At 41.7% G+C, this 17,266-nt stretch carries 14 protein-coding genes; all 14 read right to left on the bottom strand.

What is annotated here, in order from left to right:
- Positions 1 to 244: 244 nt before the first annotated feature.
- Positions 245 to 2,173: a threonine--tRNA ligase gene (gene thrS, locus ACFOZY_RS05145; protein ID WP_378152984.1), complete on the bottom strand. Its 1,929-nt coding sequence runs from the start codon at positions 2,171 to 2,173 to the stop codon at positions 245 to 247.
- Positions 2,174 to 2,745: 572 nt separating this feature from the next.
- Positions 2,746 to 3,690, bottom strand: a complete 945-nt coding sequence (gene dnaI / locus ACFOZY_RS05140) for a primosomal protein DnaI (RefSeq protein WP_378152982.1) — start codon at positions 3,688 to 3,690, stop codon at positions 2,746 to 2,748.
- Entirely contained in the window at positions 3,690 to 5,060 is a 1,371-nt protein-coding gene (locus ACFOZY_RS05135; protein ID WP_378152980.1) for a replication initiation and membrane attachment family protein, read from the bottom strand. The genes dnaI and ACFOZY_RS05135 overlap by 1 nt, the downstream gene beginning before the upstream one ends.
- Before the next feature lie 31 nt (positions 5,061 to 5,091).
- Positions 5,092 to 5,553 carry a transcriptional regulator NrdR gene (gene nrdR, locus ACFOZY_RS05130; protein ID WP_378152978.1) on the bottom strand — a complete coding sequence of 154 codons (462 nt, stop codon included), beginning with the start codon at positions 5,551 to 5,553 and terminating at the stop codon, positions 5,092 to 5,094.
- 187 nt (positions 5,554 to 5,740) lie between these two features.
- Positions 5,741 to 6,124 (bottom strand): adenosylmethionine decarboxylase, encoded by a 384-nt coding sequence (gene speD / locus ACFOZY_RS05125; RefSeq protein WP_378152976.1) that lies wholly within the window; start codon positions 6,122 to 6,124, stop codon positions 5,741 to 5,743.
- A gap of 816 nt (positions 6,125 to 6,940) precedes the next feature.
- Complete coding sequence (locus tag ACFOZY_RS05120) at positions 6,941 to 7,948, bottom strand: glyceraldehyde-3-phosphate dehydrogenase (protein WP_378152974.1); 1,008 nt, start codon at positions 7,946 to 7,948, stop codon at positions 6,941 to 6,943.
- Between the two features lie 106 nt (positions 7,949 to 8,054).
- Positions 8,055 to 8,651: a dephospho-CoA kinase gene (coaE, locus tag ACFOZY_RS05115; protein ID WP_378152972.1), complete on the bottom strand. Its 597-nt coding sequence runs from the start codon at positions 8,649 to 8,651 to the stop codon at positions 8,055 to 8,057.
- A 15-nt stretch (positions 8,652 to 8,666) separates the two neighbouring features.
- A complete protein-coding gene (gene mutM / locus ACFOZY_RS05110; protein ID WP_378152970.1) occupies positions 8,667 to 9,536 on the bottom strand; it encodes a bifunctional DNA-formamidopyrimidine glycosylase/DNA-(apurinic or apyrimidinic site) lyase in 870 nt (289 codons plus the stop codon).
- Positions 9,537 to 9,548: 12 nt separating this feature from the next.
- Complete coding sequence (polA, locus tag ACFOZY_RS05105; protein ID WP_378152968.1) at positions 9,549 to 12,173, bottom strand: DNA polymerase I; 2,625 nt, start codon at positions 12,171 to 12,173, stop codon at positions 9,549 to 9,551.
- A gap of 83 nt (positions 12,174 to 12,256) precedes the next feature.
- Positions 12,257 to 13,264, bottom strand: a complete 1,008-nt coding sequence (hflC, locus tag ACFOZY_RS05100) for a protease modulator HflC (RefSeq protein WP_378152966.1) — start codon at positions 13,262 to 13,264, stop codon at positions 12,257 to 12,259.
- Positions 13,264 to 14,238 (bottom strand): FtsH protease activity modulator HflK, encoded by a 975-nt coding sequence (hflK, locus tag ACFOZY_RS05095; RefSeq protein ID WP_378152964.1) that lies wholly within the window; start codon positions 14,236 to 14,238, stop codon positions 13,264 to 13,266. Before hflK ends, hflC begins: the two co-directional genes overlap by 1 nt.
- 116 nt (positions 14,239 to 14,354) lie before the next feature.
- Positions 14,355 to 15,647, bottom strand: a complete 1,293-nt coding sequence (pnpS, locus tag ACFOZY_RS05090) for a two-component system histidine kinase PnpS (RefSeq protein WP_378153202.1) — start codon at positions 15,645 to 15,647, stop codon at positions 14,355 to 14,357.
- Between the two features lie 243 nt (positions 15,648 to 15,890).
- Positions 15,891 to 16,607, bottom strand: coding sequence for a response regulator (locus ACFOZY_RS05085; protein WP_378152962.1), 717 nt, complete (start codon positions 16,605 to 16,607; stop codon positions 15,891 to 15,893).
- A gap of 55 nt (positions 16,608 to 16,662) precedes the next feature.
- The gene (locus tag ACFOZY_RS05080) at positions 16,663 to 17,124 is read right to left on the bottom strand and encodes a MaoC/PaaZ C-terminal domain-containing protein (RefSeq protein ID WP_378153200.1); all 462 of its coding nucleotides are present in this window, start codon (positions 17,122 to 17,124) and stop codon (positions 16,663 to 16,665) included.
- Between the last annotated feature and the right edge of the window lie 142 nt (positions 17,125 to 17,266).

The raw sequence follows: 17,266 nt of genomic DNA, 5'->3' as shown, positions 1-17,266 counted from the left end.
GTACATCCCGTAAAGGGAGGTGCCCTCCAGGTCCATTCCATTAAAAAACGGGTGGACAAAAGTTGTCCACCCGCATATGAGTACGTACTAACCTGTACGGTACAATCAAAGTGTACTTACCTGTTAACAACTAAAGCGTCAATCAGGTGAGAAGCGGGCAGCTCCTGCTTATACCACAAACTGTATTCATTAACCTTATTTATACTACCATGTATCCTTGGTAACGTCAACAGAAAGATTTGGTTTATTTCACTTCATCCTTCAAACGATTTAAGAAATCATCGGAAGATATACTTTCACTTGATTGTTCGCCGTATTTCCGTACATTGACAGCACCGGATTCCAATTCCTTGTCACCGAGAACAAGCATGTATGGAATCTTCTGCACTTGCGCTTCACGGATCTTATAGCCAAGCTTTTCTTCACGGTCGTCAATTTCGACACGGAAGCCTGCTTCTACTAATTCATCCCGTAACTTGCTCGCATAATCGAAGTGCACTTCGTTTGATACAGGGATGATTTCCACTTGGACTGGAGCAAGCCAAGTCGGGAAAGCACCTTTATATTCTTCGATCAAGAATGCTACAAACCGTTCCATAGTTGACACGACCCCGCGGTGAATGACTACCGGACGGTGTTGTTTTCCGTCTTGACCAATATAATTCAAGTCAAAACGTTCTGGAAGAAGGAAGTCCAATTGAACTGTGGATAAAGTCTCCTCTTTACCAAGTGCTGTCTTAACTTGAACATCCAATTTCGGACCATAGAATGCAGCTTCGCCTTCTGCTTCGAAGTAGTCAAGTCCGAGATCATCCATTGCCTCTTTCAACATGGATTGTGCACGTTCCCACATTTCATCGTCATCGAAATACTTTTCAGTATCTTGAGGATCACGATAAGACAAGCGGAAGGAATAATCATTCAAGTCAAAATCCTTATACACTTCCAAGATTAGACGAACTACCCGTTGGAATTCTTCCTTTATTTGATCGGGACGGACAAAAATGTGAGCATCGTTCAAAGTCATTCCACGAACACGTTGAAGACCGGATAATGCTCCGGACATTTCGTAACGATGCATCGTTCCAAGTTCAGCAATCCGCAATGGGAGATCACGATAAGAATGAATGCCATTTTTGAAAATCATCATATGATGAGGACAGTTCATCGGACGTAATACAAGCTGCTCGTTATCCATATCCATAACAGGGAACATATCTTCTTGATAATGTGCCCAGTGTCCGCTTGTCTTATAAAGATCGACACTGCCTAAAACCGGAGTATACACATGGTTGTAACCAAGTCTTTGTTCTTTATCGACAATATAACGCTCAATAACACGGCGAATTGTTGCTCCTTTTGGTAACCAAAGCGGCAAGCCTTGACCAACCAATTGAGAATTCATGAACAGATCAAGTTCTTTACCAATTTTACGATGATCACGCTCTTTTGCTTCCTCAAGTAGACGAAGATGTTCTGCCAAGTCCTCTTTCTTGAAGTATGCAGTACCGTAAATACGTTGAAGCATCTTATTGTCGCTGTTCCCTCTCCAATAAGCACCTGCGATACTTAACAATTTAAACTCTTTCAATTTGCCAGTGGATGGCACGTGAACACCGCGGCAAAGGTCAAAGAATTCACCTTGTGTATAGATGGATACTTGTTCGTCTTCAGGGATTGCTTCAAGTAACTCAAGTTTGTATTCATCGCCAATTTCCTTGAAGCGTTTCTCTGCTTCAGCACGGGAAACATCTTCACGAACGATTTCAAGATTTTCATTGATGATTTTTTTCATTTCTTTTTCGATGTCTGCTAAATCATCTGCTGTAATCGGCTCTGGAGAATCGATATCGTAGTAGAATCCACTCTCGATTACTGGTCCAATTCCTAATTTAACGTCTTTGAATAGTCGTTTAACTGCTTGTGCTAATAAGTGGGCAGTACTATGACGAAGGATTTCTAAAGCTTCCGGAGATTCCGGTGTAATGATTGCAATCGCCCCATCGTGAGGAAGCGGATAGCGAAGATCGACAAGCTTGTCATCCAACTTACCGGCAAGCGCTTTTTTCTTAAGGCCCGGGCTGATGGAAGCAGCGACATCTTCAGTGGTTGTACCGGCTGGGAACTCCTTTACAGCCCCATCGGGAAATGTCAATTTGATTACTTCTGCCATTTTTCTGCACTCCTTTTTCAACTTAGTGGTCTTAATAACATAGCCGCTTCAGGCAGGCGCTTTTCGCTGGCCAACAGGATGTTGGTCAGAAAGGCGACGCCGCAGGACGCGGCATTCTTAGCCTTTCTTCCTTCATAAATCCTAAATTGCTTTTCCCGCTGGACATTGAATAAACTTCCTTGAATAAACACCGCACGAAGAAAATGCGAAGCATTTTCGAGGAGTCGCTGCCTTTCGCTACTATGATTTTAAGCCAAATAAAAAAAGCCCCATCCCTGAAAAGGGACGAGACTTAGTTCGTGGTTCCACCCTTCTTCCTTCTATTCAGCAACATGCTGAAGAGACGAAGCTTTGCGTCGGCTAACGGGCCGGTACCGTCAGTGGCTACTCAATTCGCCACTGCTGCTCCGAGGCGGTAAATCCATTGTCGTACTAAGAAGCTTCCAGCCAAGGCTTCTCTCTCTGCAAGTCGTACAAATGATTCATGTCCTCTTCCAAGCATTTCAATATTCGTATGTCAGTCAGTATAGTACGGAATGAAAAGAATTGCAAGTAGTTAAAAAAGATTTAATTCACTGTCCGTTTCGCCAATTCTTACCGCTTAATCGGACCGGAACCGCCAATGTTCGAATCCTTTCCATAATCCTGGCTGCTTTCACGACTTCTTTTTCACCGCGCTGCGTGTAAGCAAGATGATGTTCCAGTTCTTCCAACGTAAAGTTAGATGAGAAGAACGTCGGAAGTTTTTCAGACATCCGATAATGGAGGATCGTACCAATCACTTCATCGCGTGTCCAGCTTGACATGGATTCCGCTCCGATATCATCCAACATTAAAACTGGTGCCTTTTTGACAAAGTCAACCTTCTCCTGAAGCGTAGAATCCTGGATGGATTGCTTCATTTCTCTCAAAAATTCAGGTACATATACGAGCAATGTCCGAATATGGCGCTCCGCTAACTCATTGGCGAGCGCACCCAAAATATAGGACTTCCCAACTCCAAATTCCCCATGCAAGTATAATCCGGCAGAAGGGAGCTCGTTCGTTCGATCATATTCGTTTAAGAAGTCTTTTGCCGCACGAAGGGCCCACACTCTGCTGTCATGCTGGACATCGACATCTGACAACCGGGCATCCAGAACATCTTTGGACATATACATACTATCGATCATAGAAGATACTTTACGCCGATCATCTTCTACAATCTTCCTTGGGCACCGGATATAATCTACGTCAATTAGTCCTCTATTCAAAACGAGTTTCGGTTCAAACCCTTTCATCATGTTTACACACTGGTCGAGTCCTGGGCACCCTTCGCACTGATGGGATTGGGATGTATATTCGTATAATTTGCCAAGCCCACGATCTACGACTTGCTTGTTGATTTCGTTTGAATGTTCCATTAGAAATTGCTGGACGCCTTGGTCTTCCAGTATTTCATTTTTCATCGCCTCATACCGTTCTGCAAACGAAGGAGCTTTGATAACCCTTTTTAACGTTTCACGGATTGGTTCCATTATTTCTTCACCTCATCCTTCAATACGCCAAGCTCAGCTAAAAGCTTTTTGCGTTCTTCTTCAACATTGATCTGGCCTGAAACCGGCTCCTGTACATTCGACTGTTGCTTTTTATAAAACCATTCAGGCACCTTTTCCTCACGTACTGCCTTTTTAGCGGGTGCCGCCTTCTTACCCCCATCATTTTTCCACTGCAAATATTGTGAATGTTCCTTGCGGGCAAGCGTCATCGCTTCTTTTGCAGTTTGAACATTCTTTCTAATCCAATGGGAAGCAATCTTTTCTGCATAGTTCTTTGTGAGCTTCATGTCAGTACGTAATAAGACGTATTGAAGTAATACGTTCACCACGCCAACAGGCATTTGATGATTCATCACAAGCTGCTGTGCAAACAAGACATCTGCAGGGAGCGGTTCTTTTCCTCCTTGCATATCTTTCAACACTTGAGCAGGGGGTGTGGTTTCCAAATATTGAAGGAGCTCTTCTTCCTTCGAAAGCTGCTCTTTCTGCATCGGTTGTCCGATTTCCGGCGTTTGGACAAATGATTTTTTCAAATAAGGGATGTCCTTAGAAGTTGCCAACTTGTAATAGTCAGCTGCCGCTTTCTTCAAGAGATCCTCGGATATGGAAAAATTATCGTCCAAAGCCAGCAGGACTACTTTTTGCATATCAATAGGTGTAAAGGAATAGAGGAATGCAAGTCTTTTGACGGTTTCCTTTATACGAGCATTGAAAGCCTTTGTCGGAATCATTTGCTCTGAAAGACCTGCAAACAACAATGAAAAATCAAATTCATACTGGAATGGAATTCCCTTTGTAACTTTGGCTTCAGCATATTGGACCTGATCTTGTTTGAATTGGTCCAATCTAGAAGAAGGTTGGAAAACATCTAAAAAAGAACGTGAGATATCTTCATATCCTTCCATCTCAACCTCGGGCTTTAAAAAGCGATCCTTTAATCGTTTATATGCATGTTCCCCTATTCGGTTAAATAAAAAGACGGATAGAAGGGCATCGTCAAAAAATGTTTTTGCATCGAGCGGACCCAATAGTTCATATGTAAACGATCGATTGTTGTCCTCTTCTTTTTTCCATGTCTGCAAAAGACCGATGGCTTCCAGAGAAATTCGGGCTTCGAAAATCTTGCCAATCGGCAAATCAAGTGAGTTCATTAAATAATAATGAGTAAACTCCTTATCTCCAGCCTGTTCAGCATCCGCCCAGAGTGTTAAATATAAACTCATAGCCTGCGCGCCAACTAAGGGCTGATAGAAAAGAGTCAACATTTGCCGATCATAATCAGAAAAAGGGTATGGGAGCCGGACAACAAAAGGATCTGCTGGTTGAACTTCTTTATATAGGGTTATCACAAGTCCGCCTCCTTTCCTTTTTTATGTATGGTCAATGTTCACCTTTTTTTAAAAGATCCTTCAGTTCTTCAATAAAAACATTAATATCTTTGAATTGGCGATAGACGGAAGCAAACCGAACATAGGCAACCTCGTCAATTTTCGCTAAACGATCCATGACCATTTCACCGACAGCTTCCGATTTAACTTCGGAATTTCCTATTCTCCGTAATTCTTTTTCAATAGAAAAGACTACCTCATCTAAGGAATCTAAAGAGACCGGGCGCTTTTCACAGGCTCTGATCAAGCCTCGAAGGACCTTCTCCCTGCTGAATTCCTCACGGGAACCGTCTTTCTTAACAACCACAAGGGGCATTTCTTCGACCTTCTCAAAAGTCGTAAAACGATAGGCGCACGATTCACATTCGCGCCGCCTTCGGATTGATTTATTTTCATCTACAGGTCTTGAATCTACAACCCGTGTACCATTATGATGGCATGCCGGACATTTCATACAGCCAACTCCTGATTCTCAATTTACTTGTAAATAGTATAACAAAAAGAGTTGCTTTGTAGGGCAACATCCAACATTTGTGAATATTTAATGAATGATTTGTCCCATCTTTACTTCGAACTGCTCAAATAATAGTCTTCTTCAAAAATTGAAAAAGCAGAGGAAGGCATCCTCTGCTATGATTTCATTATGCAGTTACAGTCGGTATTAATGGATCAACCTTGACCGGACCCATGCCGCGCGGAACTTCAACCGTTTCACGAGTCTTTGCACCCAGTGCTGCCGCAATATAATTTGCAGCAATTGTCGGATCGAGATGTCCGCACGTATACACATCAATGCTTGCATAGCCATGTTCCGGGAAGGTGTGGATTGTCAAATGTGATTCAGAAATGATCACGACACCACTGACACCTTGTGGAGCAAATTTATGAAAAGCAACTTCACGAATTTCAGCACCAGACTTCAATGCCGCATCGACAAATGTCTGTTCAATATAATTCATGTCGTTCAACTTATCAAAATCACATTCCCACAGCTCTGCAATTACGTGACGACCCATAGTTTCCATGGTTCGCTTCCCCCTTTGACATAATTTTGGTGAATTGCAAAATCATCAAAGTCGACTACCACGGGGGAAAGTTAGTCCAAAGAGGTCCTAACCCTTTAAGCAGTCAGTGTGTACTATTTAGTTCACGAATCACATTATAGGTTGTTTCATACACGAAAGCAAGAGAAAAAATCACGGCTTATTAAATACCGGGTACTAACTGTTGACAGAGTCATCATTTCACTTAAAAATTAGAATATTAACAACCAGCAGTTCCCGCCACTTCGCTTTCCGTGGGCTTGGCTTCGGGCCAACAGGAGGTTGGTCACAAAGGCGTTGCCAAATAGCTACCGGAATCTGCTCCCCAGCAATTTTGCGACAAGCGAAGCGGTGGAGCAGCCAGGACGCGGCGGGTTTAGCCTTTGTTCAATAAATCTTGTTGTATGCGGGGTCTTCAGCTCAAGCTATTCCCACAGGAGTCTACGTGGCAAGAACTGCTTATGTACAAACTTAAAATTTAAAAAGTAATCATAAACTTTCTCAATTCTCATTCAAGTAAACAGAGGAACCAAGTATTTCATAAGTTCCATTATAAATTCTGTGTGTAATTATTCCATTAATTATAAATCTCCAGCGCAAGAAGCGGAAGGCGGCGACTCCTGCGGGACAGCGAGACAGTCCGAGACCCCACAGGCGAAGCCGAGGAGGCTTGGCGCGAGCCCGCGGAAAGCGCCCGCCTGGAGCGTGTGCTCCAGGTATATCTTTACACCTGATTACTATTTTGTTAAAAATCTAAATCCCGGCATATTAAATGCCGGGACTTTCGATAATTTAAATTTATCTCAATTGATTAATTACTTTCTCCGCAAGGTCTGCAACACGAGCAGAATAGCCCCATTCGTTGTCATACCAAGCTAATACTTTCACTTTGCGGTCTTCCATCACCATCGTGGATAAGCCATCAATTGTTGAAGAAAAAGTTGTCGTGTTGTAATCAGAAGAAACAAGCGGTTCCATTGAAAAGTCAACAATCCCTTTAAGTTGTCCTTCCGCTGCTTTTTTGAACGCTTCATTCACTTCTTCAACTGTAACGTCAGTCTTTAAATCTACTACCAAGTCTACAAGAGAAACATTTGGCGTAGGTACACGCAATGCCATCCCATGGATTTTACCCTTCATTTCAGGAATTACAAGGGCAAGAGCCTTTGCTGCACCGGTTGATGTAGGTATGATGGACTGGCCGAGTGCACGTGCTCTGCGCAGATCCTTATGTGGATTATCCAAGTTCTTTTGATCATTCGTGTAGGCATGAACCGTTGTCATTAAACCGTTTTCAATGCCGAATGTATCGTTTAGCACTTTTACAACAGGAGCTAAGCAGTTTGTCGTACAACTTGCATTTGAAATAATATCTTGTGTGTTCAGATCCAATTCGTCATCATTGACACCCATTACAATTGTTTTATCCTCATTCTTACCTGGTGCAGTCAAAATTACCTTTTTTGCACCAGCTTCAAGATGCAATGCCGCTTTATCACGAGAATTGAATTTACCCGTCGCTTCAATAACAAGATCGACGTTCATGTCTTTCCATGGAAGTTTTGCCGGATCACGTTCACTGACGATTTGAACCCGTCTGCCGTTGATGATCAGCGCATCCTCCTCTGCAATTACCTCTCCGTTAAATCTGCCGTGAATCGTATCATATTTAACAAGATGGGCTAATGTTTCGGATGGATAACTTGCATTGATGGCAACTACATTAAACCCATCCTTCTCCATCATTTGTCTAAATACCATGCGGCCAATACGGCCAAAGCCATTTATGGCAATTGCAGCAGTCATGAAAAAACCTCCTGAATATTATGTTATACTGTTAACTTATTTGCATGTAATAGTATAACACATTCTTCTAATCATGACTCCTGTTTGTGATATGTTTCACTATTCTTTATTTTTCAATGTTCCAGAATGCTAATATCTTTTCTAATTGTTGTTCCGTCTCTTCAAGAGATCCGTTATTATAAATTACTGCATCTGCTCCTTTTTCCTTTTCTGATACTGGAAGTTGTGAGCGAATCCTTGAAAGTGCCTCTTCCTCAGATAACTGATTACGTTGCATTAATCGCTTCAACTGGACTTCTTCCGTCACCGAAACAACAAGTATTTTCTCTACATAATGTTGTAGTCTGCTTTCAAATAACAGAGGAATGTCCATAATGACGGTCTTGGCACCATTAGATAGATATTCATCACGTTGGCGAAGCATTTCAGCTCTGATGGCAGGATGCATAATGTCATTTAACATTTTTCGTTTGGATGGATCGTTAAAAATGATGGTTCCTAACTTTGGACGGTCAAGTTTACCATCGGGAAGAAGCACCTCTTCACCAAATGTCTCTACGATCATTTGAAGAGTAGGCTCTCCCTTCTCTACTACCTTTCTTGCAACTAAATCCGCATCTACAATCGGGAATCCCCGATCAGCTAACATCGAGGAAACCGTACTCTTCCCACTTGCTATACTGCCTGTTAATCCGATTATCACCTTTTACCCAACTCCTTACTTTTGGCATGCCGGGCAGTAGACCGAAGTTCTTCCGCCAATTTGGAGACTTTTTGTCGGTGTTCCACATGTAAGGCACACTTTACGCCCATACATTTTTAATCTGTGCTGCATTCCGCCTGCTTCGCCGTTTATATTCCGATAATCCGAAATCGTAGAACCGCCCGCCTCGATACTTTCATTCAAGATAGAAACAATTGTGATAAATAACTCTTCCTTACGTGCTTTACTGATCATTTTCACTTTTCGGGAAGGACGGATTCCCATCCTGAAAAGCGCCTCTGTCGCATAAATATTGCCGCAGCCGGAAATAACATGACCATCCATAATTACTTCCTTTATCGGTTTTTCTTTATACTTTGGCAGCTCACACATGGATAGAAAGTGAGAGAGAGCCATTTCATCGAATGGTTCCGGGGCCATGAGTAATAAGGGTGGATAGTCTTCTTCCGACCGGAGCAAACGCATTTCACCGAACCTCCTGATATCAGAAAAGATTAAGAAGCCTTCCTCCGCCTCAAAAATCACATGAATATGCTTCCGGAATTTTTCTTCCGTTATTTCATCTATTCTATTAACTGTAAACCAAGCACCTGTCATCCCTAAATGATTAACAAAGAGGTATTCGGTATTTCCTTTTTTAAGACGGAAGTATATATACTTTGACCTTCGAGTGATATCGAGGATTTTCATCCCCTCCATCCTCTTAATGAACTCGTCCGGATCAATGCCCTTTAAAATGGCTTCTTTTCCTTCTGATTTTGAACGGTAGATTGTCTCAGAAACCCTGACCTTATTTAAAGTCCGTCCAATCGCGACAGGCCGAAGCGACCGGACCACTCCTTCCACCTCCGGCAGTTCCGGCATAGCGATTCCTCCTTACTTTGTTTCGTACCAAGTTTTTCCGTGCGCATAATCGACCTTCAAAGGTACCTTTAACTCCAATGCTGATTCCATTACTTCTGGTACAATCTTTTCAAGTTTCTTCAACTCTTCCTCTGGCGCTTCGAAGATCAATTCATCATGGACCTGGAGAAGCATACGTGCTTGCATGTTTTCTTTTTCAAGCCTGTCAGCCATCTTGACCATAGCAAGTTTAATGATGTCTGCAGCGGTTCCTTGTATTGGCGTATTCATAGCGGTTCGTTCTGCAAAACTCCTTAAATTGAAGTTCGAGCTTGTGATATCCGGCAAGTATCTTCTGCGGTTCAATAACGTAGAGACATAACCTGTCCTCTTCGCTTCTCGGACGATTTCATCCATATACTCTTTTACGCCTTGGAAACTTGACAAATATCGGTCAATAAACTGACCAGCTTCTTTCCTCGTAATATTCAAGCTTTGGGATAGACCATAATCACTGATTCCGTAGACAATGCCGAAGTTGACCGCCTTCGCTGCACGGCGCATGTTGGAGTCGACTTCATCTGCACTCACATGAAACACATCCATCGCAGTTTTTGTATGGATATCAGCGTCTTCTCTAAATGCCTCTATCAGTTTTTCGTCGTTTGAAATATGCGCTAACACACGTAACTCAATTTGAGAGTAATCGGCGGCAAACATATACCATTCAGGATTAGATGGTACGAATGCCTGACGGATTTTCCGTCCTTCCTCGAGCCGGATCGGGATGTTTTGCAAATTCGGACTCGTTGAACTAAGTCGGCCGGTTTGAGTCAATGCTTGTTGGAAAATGGTATGGATTTTTCCATCCTCATGGATCTCTTTCAATAATCCTTCGATATACGTTGACTGGAGCTTGCCTAGTTGACGATAAAGTAAAATATGTTCAATGATTTCATGCTTACCTTCAAGTTTCTCAAGAACATCTGCAGCAGTCGAATATCCCGTCTTCGTCTTTTTAATGACCGGTAATTGCAGCTTCTCGAAAAGAATGACCCCGAGTTGTTTTGGAGAGTTGATATTGAACGTTTCTCCAGCTAACCGGTAAATCTCTGCTTCAATCCCAGTTAACTTTTCAGCTAAATACTCACCGATCTCAAGCAATTTTTCCCGGTTGACATTAACACCGAAAGCTTCCATATGGCTAAGAATTGTAGCGAGCGGCAGCTCTAAGTCATAGAAAAGATCTAATTGATCATTTTCTTTTAACTTTCCCGTTATCACAGGGTAAAGTTCCCATAACGCTCTGGATTTGCGGCTTGCATGCTCTGCCAGTTTCGCCTCTTCAGGAACCGCTTTTTTCGCACCTTTACCAAATACCGATTCATCAAGCAATACGTCCGTATAGCCGAATTCCTTCACGACTGAAGACAAATCTGTCGATGAGATAGAAGGATTCACAATGTACGCAGCCAGTAACAAATCGAATTCAACGCCATTCAATTCATATCCCTTTTGGAGAAGAGCAGCTTGAGCAGCTTTCGAATCAAAAAGAACCTTCTTTTTCGTTTCATCCTTCATCCACTCATGAAAATCCGGGCAGTCTTTCAACGTTTCCGCATTGATAAAAATGGTTTTCTTTTCATCGGACAATGAGATTCCTAAAAGATCGGCATTATGATAATTATCTCCGAATAACTCGACATGCATGGCCATTCGATCTTTTAACATGTCCTTCTGTAATTCAGTGACGATCTCAAATTCAATTTCACTCTTAGGTTGTTCCTTCACAGTCATATCTGTTTTTTCAAGTAATGTCTTGAAGGAAAGTTCTCTCCAAACCTCTATTAAACGCTCCTCATCCGGACCCGCATATGAGATATCTTGCAATGAAATTTCAATCGGCGCTTCGGTGTTGATGGTGGCAAGCTCTTTACTCATTAGCGCCTGTTCATGATTGGTCTCCAGGTTTTCCTTTAGCTTTTTGCCGGATACTTTTTCAAGGGCTTCATAAACACCTTCAACTGTGCCGAATTGGTTCAACAGTTTAATCGCTGTTTTTTCGCCAACGCCAGGAACACCAGGAATATTATCGGAAGCGTCTCCCATCAAGCCTTTCATGTCAATGATTTGGGCAGGAGTCAATCCGTATTTTTCCTGGACATGATCCGGCGTATACACTTCAATATCTGTCATCCCTTTTCGGGTAATGTATACTTTAGTCCGCTCTGCAGCAAGTTGAGTCAAGTCCTTATCTCCGGAGATCACAATCACTTCCGTATCCGGGTCGACACTTTGTGTACTCAAAGTACCGATGATGTCATCCGCTTCGAACATTTCCAGCTCGTATTGTTTGATCTTGTATGCATCTAACATCTTCCGCAAGTATGGGAATTGTTCGGAAAGCTCAGGCGGAGTCTTCTGACGTCCACCTTTGTATTCACCGTATGTACTATGCCGGAAAGTTGTTTTTCCTGCGTCGAAAGCTACCAGCATATGCGTCGGCTTTTCCTCGGTTAGTATTTTTTGAAGCATCATGGTGAAACCATACACAGCATTTGTATGAATTCCATGTTCATTCGTCAACAAAGGAAGGGCAAAAAACGCCCGATACGCAAGGCTGTTCCCATCCAATAAGATCACTTTCTTCTTTGCCACACCATTCACTCCTATTCAAAAAAACCGTCATCTCTCTTCATCTTACCACGGGGTAAAGATGAAAAGAAAATGACGGCTATTCGTTACTCTAAATATCCAGAAAGAATCCGTGCATAAGGTGAATCAGAAGGAAGAATGATTACTGTATCTTCACTAATTGTTTTCTTATAGGACTCTAACGTCCGATATAACTCATAAAACTCGGGATCCTTTGAGAAGGATTCATTGTAGATTTTAGCAGCTTCCGACTCCCCATCTGCGCGTATGAGTGCCGCATCTTTCTTAGCTGTAGCGAGCATTTCCTGCACAGTCCTGTCTGTTGTCGCTTCGATACTGCGCTTTTCAGCATCCCCTTCAGAGAGGTATTTCTGAGCCATTTTTTCTCGTTCAGAAATCATGTCATTGAAAACTGCCTGCTCGTTTTCTTGTGGCAAATCCGTTCGTTTCATACGGACATCCACCACCTCAATCCCGTAATTATCAAATGCCAGTAATTCATTGACCCTTGCTGTTATATTATCGTTCAGGCTTCCCCGGGACGAGTTTTCATCATTAATAATTTCGTTGTAGTCTAAGTGGCCAAGTTCGGCACGAACGACAGAGTAAATGAATTCTTCCATCCGGGACTCGGCATTAACCAAATTACCGGCATTATTAATCATTTTCCTTACATCATTTATACGCCATACTGCATAATTGTCCACAATAATCCGTCGTTTGTCTTTTGTGTTAATTTCCTCTTCCGAAAAATTGTAGATCATTTGATGCTTTGGTAAAGAAGTTACACTTTGGATGAAAGGTATCTTCATATGGATTCCTGGATCTCTGTAGATTTGTTTTATTTCACCAAACTGACGGACAATTTTATATTCGTTTTCCTTAACGACGAATACATTGGCAATCAAGATGAGAAATACTACGAACAACCCCGTTAAAATAATTGCTGGCTTCACAAACTTCTTAGCATTGATTGGTTCTTTTGGTAGCTTCGGCTCCTTCGAAGCCTTTTTCTTTTTTGCATTCATACTGGCTTCCATTCTTTCTTGAAAACGTTTTTCAATATCTTCAAAAGGATTGTGGTTATTCGTCATCAGTTTCCGCCTCCTTCCGATTGATCATTCGAAGCCGCTGGCGGGACTACTTGCTGCATTTGACCGAGCGGTAAGTACTTCATCGTTTCACCAGAATCGTTCATAATATAAATCTGCGCATTTGGTAAAATTTGTTCAAGCGTTTCAACGACGAGTCGTTGGCGCGTGATTTCTTTATGGTTGCGATATTCTTCGTATAACTTATTGAAGACAGCAACATCCCCTCTTGCTTGTTCAATCCGTGCGATTTTCTCCCCTTCAGCTTTTTCCAAAATCGCTTTCACTTCCCCGATTGCTTCACTTTCACGTTGGTTCTTATACTTTCCAGCCTGATTGGTTTTTGTACTTTTCGTCTCTTGGGCATCGGTAACAGCCGTAAACGCTGCCCGAACCTCTTGATTCGGCAATTCTACATCCTGAAGTTTTACACTAAGCACGGAAATTCCAATATCGTATTTCTCAATCAATGTAGCTAAGAGGTCCCGTGTTTGCACCTCAATTTCTGCTTTACCGGAAGTTAAAGCATCGTCAATGGTTGAACTTCCAATAATCGAACGAATTGAGGCAGACGTGGCATCGTGTAAAAGTTCACGAGGACTTTCAGCATTAAACAAGTATTTTTTAGGGTCCACGATTTTCCACTGGACAACCAAATCTGTTAAGACGATGTTTTCGTCACCCGTAATCATTTTCGTTTCTTCCGGATACGTTTCGTCGATCGACCCATCCGGATTTTGTTTATAACCGAATTGAAGACTGTAGGTTTCCTTTGATAGGATTTCTACTTTTTGTAATGGCCAAGGCAATTTGAAATGTAAACCAGGCTCTATATTCGGTTCGCCAGCTACCCCAAAGGTAACAAGCACGGATTGTTCGGATTCTTCTACTGTATACCAGGATGTAAAGGCAGCAATTAATAATAGGATGCCTATGAACACCATTCCTGTGATCGTAACAACTCGTTTTACACTCATGGTTTAACCCCCTTCTTTCTATGTACAACTGTTATACGGAGATAGCTTTCCTTTGGTTTCATGAAAATCACATTTTGTACTAAAACAAAAAAAGCACCTTCAAAAGAAGATGCTTCTTACATGGATTGCCATAGGGGTATACTCACTTTAAAAGTTGTTCCTTTTCCAACTGTGCTATGAACTGCAATTCTTCCGTTATGTGCCTCAACTAAGTGTTTTACGATCGCTAATCCAAGACCAGTCCCACCTGAATTTCTGCTTCTTGCCCTGTCTACTCGATAAAATCGCTCAAAAATTCTCGGCAACTCCTGCTGAGCAATTCCGATTCCTTCATCCGAAATCTTTATAACTGCATGGCCGTTCTCAATATACGCTTGTAAAGTTACGGTAGTCCCGGATAGAGAATAGTTTACTGCATTCGCAAGAAGATTCATGACAATTTGAATCATTCGCCCTGTGTCAGCTTCAAACTCAATATCCTCTTCCATTTTTAAAACGAGAGACATCTCTTTTTCTTCCGCTTTTTGTACAACCATTTCCATCGATCTATCGATAATTTCACGAAGACTCGTACGATGTAGTTCAATGGAAAATCCATGTTGTTCAATTTTCGATAATTCCAAAAGATCTTGGATAAGGAACTGCAGTCGTTCGCTCTCTTTGTGAATGATTTGAAGGAAATCATGTAGTGCTTGCCGATCTTCCATGGCTCCATCAAGCAACGTTTCTGAAAACCCTTTGATTGAAGTGATAGGTGTTTTCAATTCATGTGAAACATTTGCAACGAAGTCTTTACGGATTTGTTCTAAACGAACTAATTCCGTCACATCATGCATAACAACTACTACTCCGAGCCAACGGCCGTGTTCCCCAATTACTGGTGCGCCGTATAGTTCCATATGTTTGACTTGCTGATATTCAAAGCGGATTTGCTTCCTTGCTGACTTTTCAGTCATGAAAATCATATCGATAAATTCAACCACTTCACTTGGTAAACCCGTATTTCTGAAGGGCTGATTGTCCACTTTGTCAAAGTCAAAATCGAATTGATTCAGAAAAGGTTTATTTACAACTGTAATTTTACCTTCTCGGCCGATCATCACAAGAGCGCTTCCCATATTTTCAATGAGCGTTTTCAAGCGTTCTTCCTCGATTTTTCGAACGAAAGAGATATCTTGAAGATTCCTTGCCAGAATATTTACAGATGTACTCAATTGATCAATAGTACCGTCCAGTACACTCGGAACCCTTACTTTATAATTTCCTTTTGCTAATTCGATAGCCGTTGCTGTCACATTATCAATCGGTTCAGCAAACTTCCCGAAAGTCTGGAAACCGATAATTGAGAATACCAAAAATAGGACAACCAATAAAGCCACTATAAATACCCGTAGTTCCCGGAGTCTCATTTCCATATCTGTACCCGACTCAGGGGTAAAATCCTTCAAAGCAGATTTTTCCTCATCAGATATAGTGAACCCGCTTTGTTCCAAATAATCGATTGCCCCTTCAAGCCGATGTTCCGATGCAGCATTAGTAGATTCCGACAAATAAAGTGGAGCAAAGTGAAACAGGATAATGCCAATTGCAAAGAGCATAGTCCCTATTAACAATGAGTAAGCAAGGAATAATCTATTCCTTAAAGTTTTCATCTATTTCGGCTCCTCGAATTTATATCCGAGTCCACGAATTGTTTTGATATAAATTGGCTTTCTGCTATTCTCCTCAATCTTTTCCCGAAGGTGGCTTATGTGAACATCTACAATTCTTGTATCCCCTGCAAAATCATAATTCCAAACAGCACTAAGCAATTGATCTCTCGTCAACACACGGTTTTTATTTTCTAATAAATATACGAGTAATTCGAACTCTTTTGGAGTAAATTCAAGTGATTCTCCGTTTAATAATGCTTCATGGCGGTCCGGATAGACTTTTAGTGGACCGAACTCATAAGAAGTCTCTGCATCGACTGCAATACCTCCATCTGGAAGAACGGGAACACTTTCTGTGCGACGAAGTACGGCTTTTACCCGTGCTACCACTTCGCGTGGACTGAAAGGCTTTGTCATGTAATCGTCTGCACCCAGTTCCAAACCGAGGACTTTATCGATCTCGTCATCCTTAGCCGTTAACATGATAATCGGCACTTCAATCCGCAATGAGCGAAGTTCTTTACATACTTCCATGCCATCCATTTTGGGCAGCATCAAGTCAAGTACAATCAAATTCGGACTTTCTTCCTTAACTAAGTCAATTGCGTGTTCGCCATCATTCGCAGTAATCACTTCATATCCGGCTTGTTTTAAATTGTATTGTAAAAGAGTAACTATCGATTGTTCATCATCTACTACTAATATTTTCTTGGACATTTGGATCCCCCGTCAATTTATTATGTAAGCAGGTACGGAACTCTCTATCTTTATTTTATTCTTCAATTGACTGTTCCAATGTTCTCGGTGCAGACGCAACTAATTTCCCTTCAATTACGATTTCTGAATCTTCATTTTCAGCCACGACTGTAATCGTCACCAAGTTTTGGATCACATCGATTTCTTTCACTTCAAATAATAGTTCAATCGTTTCATAATGGTACACCGGTTTTGGAAAACGCAGATGCTGTTCTTGGACATGAGAACCGGGTCCTGGAAAATATTTAGAAATCGCAGATGTAACTATTCCGTTCAGCATAATGGCAGGTACAATCGGTTTCCCAAATTCGGTTTGAGAAGCATAATCATGTTGGATATAGAGCGGATTGCCGTCATTAGTCAATCCTAAGTAAAGCAGCAAGTCTTTATCTTCCACTTTCTCAGTCAATTTTAGTTTCTCGCCGACTGTCATCTCCTCGATTTTCCGACCCAATCTCCTCTTTTTACTCAACAGCACCATGTAGCCCCCTTATCATTCGTTTCTTTCATGATATCAATTATTTTCAAAAAAATCGAGTTATGCAATAGTATGTTTCTCTTGAGTTGAATAGGGATATTTTTTACAAAATAAAAAAGGAGGGGTTTCCCCCTCCTCCGAA

This window comes from Chungangia koreensis, from assembly GCF_042651785.1.
In the GTDB taxonomy this organism is placed as follows: Bacteria; Bacillota; Bacilli; order Bacillales_A; family Planococcaceae; genus Chungangia; species Chungangia koreensis.
This window is presented reverse-complemented; position numbering and strand designations above follow the sequence as displayed.

Excerpts from the sequence above, each read along its gene's own strand:
- ACFOZY_RS05120 (WP_378152974.1), bottom strand. The coding sequence starts at position 7,948 with ATGACTGCTGCAATTGCCATAAATGGCTTTGGCCGTATTGGCCGCATG.
- speD (WP_378152976.1), bottom strand. The coding sequence starts at position 6,124 with ATGGAAACTATGGGTCGTCACGTAATTGCAGAGCTGTGGGAATGTGAT.
- pnpS (WP_378153202.1), bottom strand. The coding sequence starts at position 15,647 with ATGAGACTCCGGGAACTACGGGTATTTATAGTGGCTTTATTGGTTGTC.
- nrdR (WP_378152978.1), bottom strand. The coding sequence starts at position 5,553 with ATGAAATGTCCGGCATGCCATCATAATGGTACACGGGTTGTAGATTCA.
- hflK (WP_378152964.1), bottom strand. The coding sequence starts at position 14,238 with ATGAGTGTAAAACGAGTTGTTACGATCACAGGAATGGTGTTCATAGGC.
- ACFOZY_RS05085 (WP_378152962.1), bottom strand. The coding sequence starts at position 16,607 with ATGTCCAAGAAAATATTAGTAGTAGATGATGAACAATCGATAGTTACT.
- mutM (WP_378152970.1), bottom strand. The coding sequence starts at position 9,536 with ATGCCGGAACTGCCGGAGGTGGAAGGAGTGGTCCGGTCGCTTCGGCCT.
- hflC (WP_378152966.1), bottom strand. The coding sequence starts at position 13,264 with ATGACGAATAACCACAATCCTTTTGAAGATATTGAAAAACGTTTTCAA.
- thrS (WP_378152984.1), bottom strand. The coding sequence starts at position 2,173 with ATGGCAGAAGTAATCAAATTGACATTTCCCGATGGGGCTGTAAAGGAG.
- dnaI (WP_378152982.1), bottom strand. The coding sequence starts at position 3,690 with ATGGAACCAATCCGTGAAACGTTAAAAAGGGTTATCAAAGCTCCTTCG.